This window comes from Intrasporangium sp. (genome assembly GCF_035688975.1).
Taxonomy (GTDB): Bacteria; Actinomycetota; Actinomycetes; order Actinomycetales; family Dermatophilaceae; genus CALMNV01.
The window spans coordinates 34,670-48,995 of sequence record NZ_DASSMH010000142.1 but is presented as its reverse complement, the minus strand read 5'-3'; the positions used below and the strand labels follow the sequence as shown (position 1 = coordinate 48,995).

Here is a 14,326-nt window from a genome sequence, read left to right as displayed (position 1 = left end):
TGCTCCTCGTCGTCGCGGCGCTGCTGCTCGGCGGTTCCCTCGCCTGGGCAGGTGCGGGCTGGGCGGTGGTCTACCTGCCCAGTGCCGCGGTGGCCGTCTGGTGGCTGCGCAAGCTCGCCCGGAGGATGGGCGCCGCACCGCCCGACCCCGCCCCCGGAGGGCCCGAGCCGGCTGTTGGGTCCGCGGAGCCGGTGGGGCGCGCCTTCTGGCGCTTCAGCTCGGCCCGGGCCCTGACCAGCATCCTGCAGATGGCCATGCAGCGCCTCGACATCGTCCTCGTCGGGGCGCTCGCCGGCGCCGGGGCCGCCGCGGTGTACACGGCGGCCAGCCGGTTCGTCGTCGTGGGCCAGACGCTCGGCACGGCCCTCGGCAACGCGAGCGACCCGCGCATCGCGGCGAGCATGGCGAGCGGGAACACGGGCGCGGTGCGGGAGATCTACCAGGCCTCGACGGCGTGGTTCGTCGCGCTGACGTGGCCGATGTTCCTGCTCCTCGTCGTCCTGCGCGAGCCGCTGCTCGCCATCTTCGGTCCTGACTACGGCAGCGCGGGACCCGCCCTGGTGGTCCTGTCCCTCGCCATGCTGCTCTCCACCGCCTTCGGCACCGTCGACTCGGTGATCGTCATGGCGGGACACACCGGCTGGAACCTGGTCAACGCGGTGCTCGCCGCCGCGGTCATGTTCGGCCTGGACCTGCTCCTCATCCCGGCGTGGGGAGTCCTCGGAGCCGCCATCGGGTGGGCCAGCGCCATCGTCGTGCGCAACGTCGTCGGCCTCGGACAGGTGCGCTTGGCCTTGAGGCTGCACCCCTTCGGGCGGGCCACGCTGCTCACGGTGGCCCTCAACCTCGTCGCGTTCCTCGGCATCCCGATGGCGTTCCGGGCGCTCCTCGGCGACGGCCTGCCGGACCTGGTGGTGGGCTGCGCCGTGGCGGTAGTGCTCTACGCCGGCGGCCTGTGGTCGCTGCGCGAGCCCCTGCAGCTGGGCGCCCTGATCTCGTTCCCCGGTGGGCGCGACCGCGGCTGACGCAGGCGACCTCGTCGAGTGGCCAGGTCCGTGCACCCTCGCCCCTCGTCGAGTGGCCAGTTCCGTGCACCCTCGCCCCTCGTCGAGTGGCCAGTTCCGTGCGCCCTCGCCCCGCGTCGAGTGGGACAGCCTCGTCCACCCGACCGACGCCCTTTGCGCACGCCGGATGCCGACGGCCAGGTGAGGGCCAACGCCTCGCGTCGGCGAAGCCGGATCAGGCGACCACGCGAGCGAGCCCCCGCACCGGCCCTCCTCGCCCGGCGCCAGGGGCGCACGGGTGGGGGCCGCTGCGAGGGCTCGCTCGCTGCCGATCCTCAGGCCGCGTCGGTGATCATGCCCGCGGCGACCGTCTTGTTGGTCGCCTCGTCGATGAGGATGAAGCCACCGGTGGCGCGGTTGCGGCTGTAGTCGTCGCAGAGCAGCGGCACCGTCGTGCGAAGCCGGACTCGACCGATGTCATTGAGTCCCAGCGAGGATGCGTCCTCGTCCCGGTGCAGCGAGTTGACGTCGAGCCGGTAGCTGAGGTCCTTGACGATCGTGCGAGCCGTCCGCGTCGTGTGCTTGATCGCATACTTCCCGCCGACGCGCAGGCCGGCCGACTCGTCCATCCAGCAGATCATCGCGTCGACGTCCTGCGCGACGTGCGGCCGGTTGTGCGGCCGGCAGATCATGTCGCCGCGGGACACGTCGATGTCATCCTCGAGCCGGAGCGTGACCGACATGGGCGGAAAGGCCTCGGGCACCTCGCCGTCTGCCGTCTCGACCGCCTTCACCTTGCTCGTGAACCCCGAGGGCAGCACCATGACATCGTCGCCCTTGCGGATGGACCCACCGGCCACGGTCCCGGCATACCCCCGGTAGTCGTGCCAGTCGTCGGACTGGGGACGGATGACGTACTGCACGGGGAACCGCACGTCGATGAGGTTGCGGTCGCTCGCGACGTGGACGTTCTCGAGGTGGTGCAGCAGGCTCGGCCCGTCGTACCACGGCATGTTGTCCGAGCGCGTGACGACGTTGTCGCCGCCCAGCGCGGAGACCGGGATCGTCGTGAGGTCCGGGACCCGCAGCTTGGCTGCGAACGCGGTGAACTCGTCGTGAATCTCCTGGTAGACCTCCTGGGAGTAGTCCACCAGGTCCATCTTGTTGACGCAGAGGACGAGGTGCGGCACCTGCAGCAGGGTGGCGAGGAACGCGTGCCGCCGGCTCTGCTCGACGATGCCCTTGCGCGCGTCCACGAGGACGAGCGCGAGGTCAGCCGTGGAGGCCCCGGTGACCATGTTGCGGGTGTACTGCACGTGGCCGGGCGTGTCGGCGATGATGAACTTCCGCTTGGGCGTCGCGAAGTAGCGGTAGGCCACGTCGATGGTGATGCCCTGCTCCCGCTCGGCGCGCAGGCCGTCGGTCAGCAGCGCGAGGTTGACGTGCTCGTCCCCCCGCTCACGGCTGACCTTCTCGACCGCGTCGATCTGGTCGGAGAAGGCCGACTTGGTGTCGTAGAGGAGACGGCCGATCAGGGTGCTCTTGCCGTCATCGACCGAGCCGGCGGTGGCGAAGCGCAGAATGTCCATCAGAAGTACCCCTCACGCTTGCGATCTTCCATCGAAGCCTCGCTGAACTTGTCGTCACCGCGCGTGGCTCCGCGCTCCGTGACCCTGGTCGACGCGACCTCGTCGATGACCTTCTCGACGGTGTCGGCGTCCGAACGCACCGCGGCGGTCAGGCTCGCGTCTCCGACGGTGCGGTAGCGCACGCGCTCGGTGAAGACCTCCTCGCCCGGCCGGGGCTGCTTGAACTCGTGGACGGCGTAGACCATGCCGTCGCGCTCGAAGCACTCCCGCTCGTGCGCGAAGTAGATCGAGGGCAGCTCGATCTGCTCCTCCTTGATGTAGTGCCAGATGTCGAGCTCGGTCCAGTTGGACAGCGGGAAGACGCGGATGCTCTCCCCCGAGTTGATCCGGCCGTTGAACAGCGTCCACAGCTCGGGGCGCTGGTTCTTCGGGTCCCACTGACCGAACTCGTCACGGAAGGAGAAGATCCGCTCCTTGGCCCGCGCCTTGTCCTCGTCGCGTCGGGCGCCGCCGAAGATGGCGGTGAAGGCATGCTTCTCCAGCGCATCGAGCAGGACCGGCGTCTGGATCCGGTTGCGCGTGCCGTCACGTGGCGCCACGACGCTGCCGTTGTCGAGGGCCTCCTGCACGCTTGCGACGATGAGCTGCACGGAGAGCTGGCTCACCCTGCGGTCCCGGAAGGCCAGCACCTCGTCGAAGTTGTGCCCGGTGTCCACGTGCATGACGGGGAACGGGATGCGCGCCGGGTGGAAGGCCTTCTGCGCCAACCGGAGCATGACGATGGAGTCCTTGCCTCCGGAGAAGAGCAGGACCGGCCGCTCGAACTCGGCGACCACCTCCCGCATGATGTGGATGGCCTCCGCCTCGAGGACCCTCAGCTGGCTCAGCTGGTAGTCGGGTGACTCGGTCTTCACTGCGCTTCCCCCTTGGTGAGTTCCTCGATGGCTGCCAGCAGCTGGTCCGCGAGCTCCGGGCGGCAGATGAGCAGGTCGGGCAGCAGCGGGTCGCGGCGGTTGTACCGCAGGACCGACCCGTCGATCCGGCTCGTGTGCAGCCCCGCGCTGCGGGCGACGGCGACAGGCGCCGCCGAGTCCCATTCATACTGGCCACCGGCGTGCACGTAGGCGTCCACGACGCCGTCGAGCACGGCCGTGGCCTTGACCCCTGCCGATCCCATGGGCACGAGCTCGGCGCCGAGGCGAGCCGCGAGCCGCTCGACGAACTCCGGCGGCCGGGTGCGGCTCACCGCGAGCCGGATCGGCCCCGTGACCGGCTCCGGCGCGGTGGGCGGCGCATCGGTGGCGAGGGTCGAGCCCATCGCCGGCCTGGCGACGGCACCCGCGACGAGGTCACCGCCCTCCCAGAGGGCGACGTGCACCGCCCAGTCCTCGCGGGGAACTTCGGAGAACTCCCTTGTCCCGTCGAGCGGGTCGATGATCCACACCCGGTCGGCCTCGAGGCGGGCCGGGTCGTCCCCAGCCTCTTCACTCAGCACCGCGTCGCCGGGTCGGTAGCGACCGAGGCCCGCCGCGAGGTGCGCCTGCGACCTCCGGTCCCCCTCGTCCTTGAGCTGGCGCGGGGCGAGGTCGCCCGACTCCGCGCGAAGCCCCAGCAGGACCTCACCGGCCGAGTCGGCCAGCAGCCGCGCCAAGGCGTGGTCGCTGAGCGACTCCACCGCCTCCGCGGCGCGGCCCATCACGTCAACAGTAGTCATAGCCCCCACTTACTCCCCCAAGTCGCGCATGCCTGGAGCACCGGGGCGGATTAACCAATCCCCTTATGCTCCAAGCGGTTTCGCGACACATGTACGGCCTGCGGGCGACTCCATCGGTGCCTCCGGCCGTTGCTTGTGTTCATGCTACGGGGGCGCGGCGGCCCCGTTGGCAGAATCCACGAAAAGGGCGATATGGGCCCAAAGTTCGGTTCAGCGTGGGGCGTGGAAGCGCTGCTGCGCGGCCTCCAGGCCGACCTCGATGAGGGCGAAGGTCGCGTCAGCCGCGTCGGCGAGCAGGAAGGGCAAGGTCTCTCGCTCGGCCCTCGAGAAGTCCTTGAGCACGTATGCCGCCGGGTCCATCCGTCCCGGCGGCCGGCCGATGCCGACGCGCACGCGCAGGTAGTCCCTCGTCCCGACGGCAGCGGAGATGGACCGGAGGCCGTTGTGGCCGCCCTCGCCTCCACCTCGCTTCAGCCGGACGGCGCCGGCGTCGATGTCGAGCTCGTCGTGGATGACCACCAGCCGCTCCACGGGGATCGACCAGAACCTCAGAAGGGCGGCGACCGGCGCACCGGAGACGTTCATGTAGGTGCTCGGGACCGCGAGGACCGCCTTGGGCCCCGGCGCGCCGCCTGGTCCGGTCCCGAGACGGACCTCGGCGACTCGCGCGCGCGCCTTGTGGGTCTTGAACGACGCACGGCCACCCGCGACGCCTGAGGCGTCGCGGGTGGCGAGCTCGTCGATCACCATGGCGCCCACGTTGTGCCGGTTGCCGGCATACTCCGGGCCCGGGTTGCCGAGCCCGACAACCAGCCAGGGGTCCATGGTGGGGAAGCGAGTGTGACTGTGGCTCAGGCCTGCTCGGCGTCCGCGGCAGGAGCAGCGGCCTCGGCCTCCGCCGGGGCTGCCTCCGGCTCGTCGTGCTCGATGCCGGCCTCGGCCTCGGCCTCGGCGAGCTCGGCCTCGAGGGCGCCCTCGGAGATCTGCGCGGTGACGTTGACGACGAGCGTCTCGGGGTCGGTGACGAGCAGCGTGCCCTCGGGCAGCGTCAGGTCGCCGGCCTTGATCTGGGTGCCGGCCTCGACGCCCTCCACCGAGACGACGACGTGCTCGGGAATGTGCGTCGCCTCGGCCGACAGCTGGAGCGTCTGCGAGTCGACCGTGACGACGGTCTCGGCTGCGGCCTCGCCCTCGACGTGGACGGCGACGTCGACGACGACCTTCTCGCCGCGCCGGACGACGACAAGGTCGATGTGCTCGATGACTGGCTTGATCGGGTCGCGCTGGACGTCCTTGGCGAGGACGAGCTGGCTCGTGCCGTCGAGCTGGATGTCGAGCAGCGCGTTGGCGGTCTTGAGGGCCATCATCGTCTCGTGGCCGGGGAGGGCGACGTGGACCGGCTGGGTGCCATGGCCGTAGATGACCGCGGGGATCTTGTGGTCGCGGCGGATCTTGCGCGCGGCACCCTTGCCGAACTGGGTGCGGGCCTCGGCGACGAGCTTGACCTCGGACATGGGACTCTCCTCGTATGCGGTGACGGTGGGCCTCGACGCGGGACGCGGCACGGACGAGGACCGACGTGCGGAGGCAGTCGGGCTCCCACCGCGTCGATCACGGACGGCCGCGCGCCGTCCCTCGCCGAGGCAACTCGTCCGATGTTACCCGAGCACCAGCACGGGCAGAAATCGGCACGCACCCGCCGTCTCCGGACGAGATCCGCAAGATCGGGTGGTTGCGTCGGCGATGCGGAAGCCCGCGGTTCGGCAGGATGGCTACCAGTGGGTCTCGTCGATCGTGAGGAGAGCACATGCGACACGTGGGTCGTCTTTTCGCGTCCTTCGCCGTGGCCATGGCCCTCGCCGCCCTCGGCCTGTCCGGGCCAGCCTCGCCCCCCGCGGCCTGGGCCCTTACCCCAGGCCCGATCGTGGCCCAGTTCAACATGTGCGGAGGCAACGACTGCTCCGGGACGCCCGCTCAGAAGGTCGGCTGGATCGCCTCCACGGTCATCGCGCGGCAGGCCAGGGTGCTCACCCTCAACGAGGTGTGCGGCAACCAGCTCAGCGTGCTCACCGACAGGCTGCGGGCCGGCGGCTACGCGATGCAGGCCAGCTTCATGGCGACGGTCCCGGCCGGCGGCAGCCGGTGCGCCGGCACGGCATACGGCAATGCCGTGCTCACGCGGACGACCCAGGCGTCGGTCCGTCGTCACGTCTTCGCCGCCCAGGACGGTGGGGCGCAGAAGCGGGCCGTGCTGTGCGTGCTGACCCAGCTCGCCCGGGCGTCCCAGGTCTGCACGACGCATCTCTCGCCCGGCCCCCGGCGCGCCGCCGTCCGGGACCGTCAGGTGGCCGAGACGGTGGCCTTCGCCAGGCTGGTCAGCCGACCGACACTGCTCATGGGCGACCTCAACGACTACCCCGCCTCCGACTCCTTCGACCGTGTCTACGCCCCCTCCTACGGCGGTGGGGCGACGGGCGCCTACGTCGAGGGAGGCTCTACCAGAGGCGGCCTGCCGTGCCGGTGTGGGGCGCCCACCCGCGGCTCGACGAAGATCGACTACGTGTTCGCCTCCGGGTCCGCCTTCGGTCCCGGCACGTCGCAGACGATCGACGCACCCTACTCCGACCACCACCTGCTGCTCGCGAGGCCGGTCTGGCGGTAGCCGGTCAGGCCCTGCCGTCGAAGAGGCTCGTGACCGAGCCGTCCTCGAACACCTCCCGGATCGCCATGCTGACGAGCGGGGCGATGGACAGCACCGTCAGCTTGTCGAAGCGGCGGTCCTCCGGAATGGGCAGCGTGTTCGTGACGAGCACCTCGTCGACCTTGCACGCCTTGAGCCGCTCGACCGCGGGACCGGACAGGATGGCGTGGGTGGCCGCGATGACGACCGAGTTCGCTCCCTGGTCGAGGAGGGCGTCGGCCGCCTTGGTGATCGTGCCCGCCGTGTCGATCATGTCGTCGACGAGGATGCACACCCGGTCCTTGATCTCGCCGACGACACGGTTGGCGACGACCTGGTTGGGCCGGTTGATGTCGCGGGTCTTGTGGATGAAGGCCAGCGGGCAGCCACCGAGCCTGGTCGACCAGTCCTCGGCCACCTTGATCCGTCCGGCGTCCGGCGACACCACCGCCAGGTCCAGGTGGCCGTACTTCTCCTGGACGCACTCGGCGAGGATCGGCATGGCCATGAGGTGGTCCACCGGGCCGTCGAAGAAGCCCTGGATCTGGGCGGTGTGCAGGTCGATCGCCATCAGCCGGTCGGCGCCGGCGGTCTTGAACAGGTCGGCCATGAGCCGGGCGGAGATCGGCTCGCGGCCGCGGTGCTTCTTGTCCTGGCGGGCGTAGCCGTAGAAGGGCAGCACGACCGTGATCCGCTTCGCCGACGCCCGCTTGAGCGCGTCGATCATGATGAGCTGCTCCATGATCCACTCGTTGATCGGAGCGGTGTGGCTCTGGATGACGAAGGCGTCGGAGCCGCGCACCGACTCCTCGTAGCGCACGTAGATCTCGCCGTTGGCGAAGTCGTATGCCGATGTCGGCACCAGCTCCGTGCCCAGCTGCTCGGCCACCTCCTGGGCGAGCTGCGGATGGGCGCGGCCCGAGAAGACCATGAGGTGCTTCTCGGTCGCCTTGTTGATCCCCGTCATGCGGTGGCGTCCTTCGGGTCGGGGCCCTGCGGCATACCAGTGGCGTCGGAGTCGTCGGACGCTGCCGACGCAGCCGACGCGGTCTGTGCGGCCTGTGCGGCGGCGGCGGCGGGCGTGCCGGCCCGCCTTCGGGCGACCCAGCCGTCGACGTTGCGCTGCTGGGCGCGGGTCACGGCGAGCTGCCCCGGGCGCACGTCCTTGAGCACGGCCGAGCCGGCGGCGACGTAGCTGCCGGCGCCGATGGTCCGCGGTGCCACGATGACCGAGTTGCTGCCGACGAAGCTGTGCGGGCCGATGTCGGTGCGTCCCTTGGTGACGCCGTCGTAGTTGGCGAAGATCGTCCCGGCCCCGATGTTGGCGCCCTCCCCCACCGTCGCGTCTCCGCAGTAGGACAGGTGCGGGACCTTGGCGCCCTTGCCGATGGTCGCGTTCTTGGTCTCGACGAAGCCGCCGATCTTGCCCCCGTCGCCGAGCTGCGTGCCGGGCCGGAGGTACGAGAATGGCCCCACGGTGGCCCCGGCGCCGATCGAGGCCAGCTCCGCCTGGGTGCGCACCACCGTGGCGCCGTCGGCCACCTCGACGTCCTTGAGGGTGGTGTCCGGGCCGATGACGCAGTCCGCCCCGATGGTCGTCGCTCCGAGGAGCTGGGTCCCGGGGTGCACGACGGTGTCGGGCCCGATCGTCACGTCGGCGTCCACCCACGTCGTGGCGGGGTCGATGACGATGGCGCCGTCCCGCATGAGTTGCTCGACGGTGCGGCGGTTGAGCTCGGCGCCGAGCCGCGCGAGCTGGACCTTGTCGTTGACGCCCTCTGTCTGCCACAGGTCGTCGACGAGGTGGGCGCCGACGTGCAGGCCACGCGCCCGCGCGATGGCGAGGACGTCGGTGAGGTACTTCTCGCCCTGGACGTTGTCGGTGCCCACCTCGGCGAGGGCCGACCGCAGGAAGGCGGCGTCGAAGGCGTAGAGACCGGAGTTGACCTCCGTCAGCAGCCGCTGCTCCGCCGTCGCGTCCTTGTGCTCAACGATCCCGGCGACGAGGCCGTGCGGGTCGCGCAGGACCCGGCCGTAGCCGGTGGGGTCGGTCACCGACGCGGTGATCACCGTGACCGCGCTCCCGGACTCGGCGTGGGCGGCCGCGAGGCCGCGCAGCGTCTCGCCGGTGAGGAGCGGCACGTCGCCCATGGTGACGAGCACCGTGCCCGCCAGGTCGTCGGGCAGCCGCTTCAGCGCGCACTCCACGGCTCGCCCGGTGCCCTTGACCTCGTCCTGGTCGGCGATGACGACCTGCTCGTCGAACTCGACGATGTGCTCCACGACGCGGTCGCGCTGGTGGCGCACGACGACCACGAGGTGCTCGGGCGACGCCGCACGCCCCGCGGTGATGGCGTGCCCGATGAGGCTGCGTCCCCCGATCGTGTGCAGCACCTTCGGGGTGCGGGACTTCATGCGGGTGCCCTCGCCGGCGGCGAGGACGATCACGGCGGTGGGCCCCACATCGCTCACGGGTCGCAGCTCCTCCTGGTCGACAACCTGTCCGGCCGCACGCGCGCCCGGGGGCCGCGACGCGCCGCGCCCATGTTACTCGGGGCGCGTCGGCGCCCTGGGTCGGCGGTCGTCCGGACGTTCCGCGCGCGTGGAGCTCCGCGGACACCGGGGGCAGGTGTCGGGGCCGGGGGCCTCGCGGTGGGCAGCCGAACGACAATGCTCAGGAGATCGCGGCCTTCACGAGCTCGACGACCTGCTGCTCCACCGCGGGGCTCCACCTCAGGAGCGCGTAGGACACCGGCCACAGGTCGCCGTCGTCGAGGTGCGCCGCGTCCTGAAAGCCCAGGGTCGAGTACCGGTAGTTGAACTTGCCCGCGTCCTGGAAGAAGACGACGACCTTGCCGTCCGCGTTGGCGTAGGCGGGCATCCCATACCACGTCTTGGGTGACAGCTCCGGAGCCGTCGCCGTCACCGTCACATGCACCCGCTCGGCGAGCGCCCGGTCCTCCGGTGCCATCTCCGCGATCCTGTCGAGGACCGCCTGCAGGCCGTCGGCCTTCCTGCCGCCGGCCTTGCCCTCGGCGCGCAGCTCGGCCGCGCGCTCCTTCATCGCGGCGCGCTCCTCGGCACTGAACCCCTCGGACTCGGTGTTTGCCTTCTTCGCGGGCATCCCCGGGCTTCCTTTCAGCACTCGTCGGCAGGGTGTCATGCCGACCCTTCCCACCAAGGCTAGGGCCGGCCACGGCCGGGGTTCCATGGGTCCGACAGCTGTTCACCACGGCCAGGTGCTGTAGGCCAACGCCGCGGTGAGCCGGGAGAGCATCGCGTCCTCCTCCACTTCTCTGCGCGCGGCGTCCAGCAGAGCCGAGGACGCTTCCCATCCATGGACGTGAAAGAGGTCGTCGAAGCAGCCTGATGCCGGACCGTCCACCATTTTCGAACGCTCGCAAGCGGGCACGATGGGTCGGGCAAAGGCCGGGGCACGTCGCGGGCGCCTTGGTGGGCGCGATGGTGGGGGTATGCAGGTGCTCTCGCCGGAGGCGAGAATGGTGTTATGGGAGCGGATAGCGGCGCTGCTCGGATGCGAACCGTTGGAGCCGTTGCCCTGACGTCAGGGCTGCTTCTGCTCGCGGCGGGCTGCTCGGGTGAACCGCTCCGCGACTCGGCGGCGAGGACCTCCTCCCATTGCCCTACGACCGAGGCGGATCGTAAGGCACTGGACGCGAAGCTCACGGCCGCGCTGACCCAGCAGTTCGAACCCATCAAAGACAACCTGAACAACCTACGGGCTGTACTCATCGACGTCTGCGGGACAAGGGTTCACGAGGAGTATCGATCCGCATCTGCCGACGAGAGCCGCAACATCGCCTCGGTGACCAAGAGCTTCGTCGGGACCCTCGTCGGTATCGCCCTGGCCGACGGGTCGCTGAAAGGGCTCAATCAGACCTTGGGTGAGCTCCTGCCTCAATACCGCGGGGCGATGAGCACCAAGGTTGCGGGCATCACGCTGCGACAGCTGCTCACCATGACGGGCGGTCTTGACGCCGACCAGTCGAACGCCACCGTCGGTGCCTGGATGGAGAGCGACAGGTTCGTCGAGCGGATACTGCGCGAGGGGATCGTGGAGGCTCCTGGCACGTTCGCGTACTCCTCGGCGAGCTCGCACCTGCTGTCCGCCATCTTGGCCACAGCGACCGGTCGCCCGGTCATGGACTATGCGGTGGAGAAGCTGTTCGGGCCGCTGGGGATTGCCACCCGGGGAGCGACTCAGCCGCTGCTGGTGCCCGCCTCGGAAGCGGCCTACAACAAGGCCTCCTTCTCCTGGCCAGTGGACCACCAGGGGTTCAACTTCGGCGGCGGCTGGCTCAAGATGCGCCCACAAGACATGGCCAAACTAGGGCAGCTCTACCTTGACAACGGCACCTGGAAGGGCCATCAGGTCGTCCCTGCGACATGGGTGCACGCCGCAACCACAGGGCAAGTTCCGGCGCCCGGGGCCTTCGGCGGCGAGGAGTACGGCTACCAGTGGTGGGTGACGACTGCCGGGGGCCACCCCGCATACGCCGCGATCGGTTTCGGGGGACAGCTGGTCGAGGTCGTCCCCGACAAGTCCGTGGTCGCTGTGTTCTCCACCGCGCTGGACCCCGAAGGCATCCCCAGGGTCGACGGGCACCTCTATGAGGTCATCGTCTCGACCACGATCCAAGGCGCCCTACCGTGACGGGACACCGGGGCCCCACAACGTTGATGAATTTCGCCGTTGTGACTCAGGCGGTGGGACAGGATGGGGATCTGCGGCGCCTTGGCTCCCCAATCGGCGGGGTCTTGCAAAGGCGTGCCAGGATCGTTCGGCGCGCTGTCGACGCTGATGCATGAGCTCGGCAGGGTCGATGCTGGAACGCCATACGCCTTGGCCGAACTGACCCCGACCCACCCGGGCTGCCACATCGTCGACTCGCTGGGCGCCGGTCCCAAGGCCCTTCGGCGGCTACGCGGTCCAGCCTCGCTTGGGCCTCGGCCCCGACGCCCTTCGAGTCATGTCAGCAACGGTCTCGGCGGGTCCAAGACACCCCCGAACGCTCCTGACGGGGCCCGCTCCTATGGGGATGAACTGCAGTGTGGGCTCCCCGGGTAGGAATCGAACCTACGTCGCTTGTCCTGATTCAAAGTCAGGCGGGCCCTGCCAGCAGACCAACCGGGGATCGCCCCGCGCTCCGCGCCGAGACTCCCACAGGGTAGTGCAGGCGGTGTCGACGGCCGTCGCGCATGGCGGTCGGCACAATGGACCTCCATGAGCCCCGAGCCCACCCGCCCTGCCACATCCGCAAGAGCCCGGATGACCGGCTCGCAGCGGCGTGAGCAGCTGCTTGCGGTGGGCCGGCGGCTCTTCGCCGAGAAGGGCTTCGAGGCGACGACCGTCGAGGAGGTGGCGGCGAAGGCCAAGGTGTCCAAGCCCGTCGTCTACGAGCACTTCGGCGGCAAGGAGGGGCTGTATGCCGTCGTCGTCGACCGGGAGATCCAGGCCCTGCTCGGCGGCATCACCGGTGCCCTCGACCAGGGTGGGGGCGCCCGCCGGCTGCTCGAGCACGCCACCCTCGCCCTGCTCGACTACATCGAGGCGGACCCGGACGGTTTCCGGATCCTGGTCCGGGACTCCCCTCCCGGGCAGGCGACCGGGTCGTTCGCGAGCGTGCTCGGTGACGTGGCCCGGCAGGTCGAGCACCTCCTCGCAGCCGAGTTCAAGCAGCGCGGGCTGGCTCCGAAGTCGGCGCCGATCTACGCGCAGATGCTCGTCGGCATGGTCGCCCTCACCGGGCAGTGGTGGCTCGACCGGCGGGGCTTCAAGAAGGCCGACGTCGCCGCGCACCTGGTCAACCTCGCGTGGAACGGCCTGGCCGGCCTGGAGTCCTCACCCCCCTTCCCAGACAACTGCGGGGCCAGGTAGCGCCAGGACGATACCCAGCCCCCCAGACAACTGGGAGGTCAGGGGAGGTGGGCGACGGCGAAGGTGCGCGAGAACGGGAAGAGCACGCCGAAGGCGCGACGCGGGTATGCCGTCTCCAGCTCGCGCCCGTAGTCGGCGAGGAAGGCGTCGCGCTCAGCCCCATCCGTGAGCACCTCGAGCACGGGCCGTAGGCCGGTGCCCATCACCCACTCCAGCACGGGGTGCCGCGCGCCCTCCCCCGACGGGAGCACGTGCTGGTACGTCGTCTGCCACACGTCGACCGCGCCGGCCCGCTCGAGGAGGAGGGCGGCATACGTCTGGGGCAGGGCCACCGCGTCCGCGCGCTCCAGGCCCGGGCGCAGCTCCTCCGCGCGCGGATGCCGGGCGGCGACCTCGCGCATCAACCGGTGCGAGGGGGCAGCGAAGTTGGCCGGCACCTGCATGGCGAACGTGCCGCCCGGCGCGAGGCCGGCGAGCCAGGTCGGCAGCAGCCGCAGGTGGGTCGGCACCCACTGGAGGGTGGCGTTCGTCACGAGGACGTCCACCGGCGGAGCAGCGACCGGGTCCCAGTCCTCCACCGACTGCAGCACCCACTCCACGCGGCGGTCCGGGTCGGCCGCGCGCGCCCGCTCCAGCATCGCCGGCGAGCTGTCGATGCCGACGACGCGAGCCCGGGGCCAGCGGCGGGCGAGCTCCAGCGTGAGGTCGCCGGGGCCGCAGCCGAGGTCGACGACCATGCGTGGGTCCTCGGCCCCGACGCGGGCGAGGAGGTCGTCGAAGGGCCGTCGCCGGTGCTCGCGGAAGAGCGCGTACTGTCCGGGGTCCCACGCCGGCGCCCCCGAGCGCTGGTGAACCATGCCGAGCAGTCCTTTCCTTCGACGTCGAGAGTCTTGATGCGACCTAAGGTTGTGCCATGAGACCCGAACCGCGTCCCGTCGACGACGTCGACGCGATCGTGGCCGCCTGGCGCCGCGAGCGGCCCGACCTCGACGTTACGCCGCTCGAGGTGCTCTCCCGGGTCTCGCGACTCGCGCGCCGCCTCGACCTCGCCCGCGGCTCCGCCTTCTCGGAGCACCAGCTGGACAGCTGGGCCTTCGACGTGCTGTCCGCGCTCCGCCGCGCGGGCGAGCCCTACGAGCTCTCCCCCGGCCAGCTCGTCCAACAGACGCTGGTGTCCTCCGGCACGATGACCAACCGGGTCGACCGGCTGGAGCGCAGCGGCTACGTGGCTCGCCGACCCGATCCGGCCGACCGGCGCGGCGTGCTCGTGCGGCTCACGACCGCCGGCCGCGACGTCGTCGACGCCGCCATGGCGGACCTCCTCGAGCAGGAGAAGACGCTGCTCAACGACCTGCCGACCAGTGACCAGCGGCGCCTCGCCGCCCTCCTGCGCCAGATGCTCGCGCCCCTGGAGTCGCACGACGGCTGAGCCCATGAAGA

General features: G+C 70.5%; 14 protein-coding genes and 1 tRNA gene. 5 read left to right on the top strand and 10 right to left on the bottom strand.

Annotated features, from left to right (window positions below; translation table 11 throughout):
• The coding region (locus tag VFJ94_RS14920; RefSeq protein ID WP_325005014.1) for a lipopolysaccharide biosynthesis protein at positions 1 to 1,025 on the top strand (1,025 nt) is incomplete at its 5' end.
• Between the two features lie 314 nt (positions 1,026 to 1,339).
• Here the strand turns inward: VFJ94_RS14920 and cysN are convergent.
• The 5 genes from cysN to VFJ94_RS14895 form a co-directional block, all read right to left on the bottom strand.
• The gene (cysN, locus tag VFJ94_RS14915; RefSeq protein WP_325005013.1) at positions 1,340 to 2,593 is read right to left on the bottom strand and encodes a sulfate adenylyltransferase subunit CysN; all 1,254 of its coding nucleotides are present in this window, start codon (positions 2,591 to 2,593) and stop codon (positions 1,340 to 1,342) included.
• On the bottom strand, positions 2,593 to 3,438 hold the full coding sequence (cysD, locus tag VFJ94_RS14910; RefSeq protein ID WP_325005015.1) for a sulfate adenylyltransferase subunit CysD: 846 nt from the start codon (positions 3,436 to 3,438) through the stop codon (positions 2,593 to 2,595). The genes cysN and cysD overlap by 1 nt, the downstream gene beginning before the upstream one ends.
• 65 nt (positions 3,439 to 3,503) lie before the next feature.
• Positions 3,504 to 4,307: a 3'(2'),5'-bisphosphate nucleotidase CysQ gene (locus tag VFJ94_RS14905; RefSeq protein WP_325005012.1), complete on the bottom strand. Its 804-nt coding sequence runs from the start codon at positions 4,305 to 4,307 to the stop codon at positions 3,504 to 3,506.
• Positions 4,308 to 4,517: 210 nt separating this feature from the next.
• Complete coding sequence (pth, locus tag VFJ94_RS14900) at positions 4,518 to 5,132, bottom strand: aminoacyl-tRNA hydrolase (protein ID WP_325005011.1); 615 nt, start codon at positions 5,130 to 5,132, stop codon at positions 4,518 to 4,520.
• Between the two features lie 26 nt (positions 5,133 to 5,158).
• A complete protein-coding gene (locus tag VFJ94_RS14895) occupies positions 5,159 to 5,821 on the bottom strand; it encodes a 50S ribosomal protein L25/general stress protein Ctc (RefSeq protein ID WP_325005010.1) in 663 nt (220 codons plus the stop codon).
• A gap of 293 nt (positions 5,822 to 6,114) precedes the next feature.
• On the opposite strand from VFJ94_RS14895, the gene VFJ94_RS14890 reads away from it, so the two are divergent.
• Positions 6,115 to 6,969, top strand: a complete 855-nt coding sequence (locus VFJ94_RS14890) for an endonuclease/exonuclease/phosphatase family protein (RefSeq protein ID WP_325005009.1) — start codon at positions 6,115 to 6,117, stop codon at positions 6,967 to 6,969.
• Positions 6,970 to 6,973: 4 nt separating this feature from the next.
• On the opposite strand, the gene VFJ94_RS14885 is transcribed toward VFJ94_RS14890, so the two are convergent.
• The 3 genes from VFJ94_RS14885 to VFJ94_RS14875 all read right to left on the bottom strand — a co-directional run bounded on the left by VFJ94_RS14885 (position 6,974) and on the right by VFJ94_RS14875 (position 10,111).
• Entirely contained in the window at positions 6,974 to 7,954 is a 981-nt protein-coding gene (locus VFJ94_RS14885) for a ribose-phosphate diphosphokinase (RefSeq protein ID WP_325005008.1), read from the bottom strand.
• Positions 7,951 to 9,459 carry a bifunctional UDP-N-acetylglucosamine diphosphorylase/glucosamine-1-phosphate N-acetyltransferase GlmU gene (gene glmU, locus VFJ94_RS14880; protein WP_325005007.1) on the bottom strand — a complete coding sequence of 503 codons (1,509 nt, stop codon included), beginning with the start codon at positions 9,457 to 9,459 and terminating at the stop codon, positions 7,951 to 7,953. Before glmU ends, VFJ94_RS14885 begins: the two co-directional genes overlap by 4 nt.
• A 202-nt stretch (positions 9,460 to 9,661) precedes the next feature.
• Positions 9,662 to 10,111: a hypothetical protein gene (locus VFJ94_RS14875; protein ID WP_325005006.1), complete on the bottom strand. Its 450-nt coding sequence runs from the start codon at positions 10,109 to 10,111 to the stop codon at positions 9,662 to 9,664.
• Between the two features lie 384 nt (positions 10,112 to 10,495).
• Between VFJ94_RS14875 and VFJ94_RS14870 the strand changes: the two genes are divergently transcribed.
• On the top strand, positions 10,496 to 11,662 hold the full coding sequence (locus VFJ94_RS14870) for a serine hydrolase (RefSeq protein ID WP_325005005.1): 1,167 nt from the start codon (positions 10,496 to 10,498) through the stop codon (positions 11,660 to 11,662).
• A 402-nt stretch (positions 11,663 to 12,064) separates the two neighbouring features.
• On the opposite strand, the gene VFJ94_RS14865 is transcribed toward VFJ94_RS14870, so the two are convergent.
• A tRNA-Gln gene (locus VFJ94_RS14865) sits at positions 12,065 to 12,143 on the bottom strand.
• Positions 12,144 to 12,277: 134 nt separating this feature from the next.
• Here VFJ94_RS14865 and VFJ94_RS14860 point away from each other — a divergent pair.
• The gene (locus tag VFJ94_RS14860; protein WP_325005004.1) at positions 12,278 to 12,886 is read left to right on the top strand and encodes a TetR/AcrR family transcriptional regulator; all 609 of its coding nucleotides are present in this window, start codon (positions 12,278 to 12,280) and stop codon (positions 12,884 to 12,886) included.
• 38 nt (positions 12,887 to 12,924) lie between these two features.
• Here the strand turns inward: VFJ94_RS14860 and VFJ94_RS14855 are convergent, their stop codons facing one another.
• Complete coding sequence (locus VFJ94_RS14855) at positions 12,925 to 13,743, bottom strand: methyltransferase domain-containing protein (protein WP_325005003.1); 819 nt, start codon at positions 13,741 to 13,743, stop codon at positions 12,925 to 12,927.
• A gap of 56 nt (positions 13,744 to 13,799) precedes the next feature.
• Between VFJ94_RS14855 and VFJ94_RS14850 the strand changes: the two genes are divergently transcribed.
• On the top strand, positions 13,800 to 14,315 hold the full coding sequence (locus VFJ94_RS14850; protein ID WP_325005002.1) for a MarR family winged helix-turn-helix transcriptional regulator: 516 nt from the start codon (positions 13,800 to 13,802) through the stop codon (positions 14,313 to 14,315).
• Positions 14,316 to 14,326: the final 11 nt, after the last annotated feature.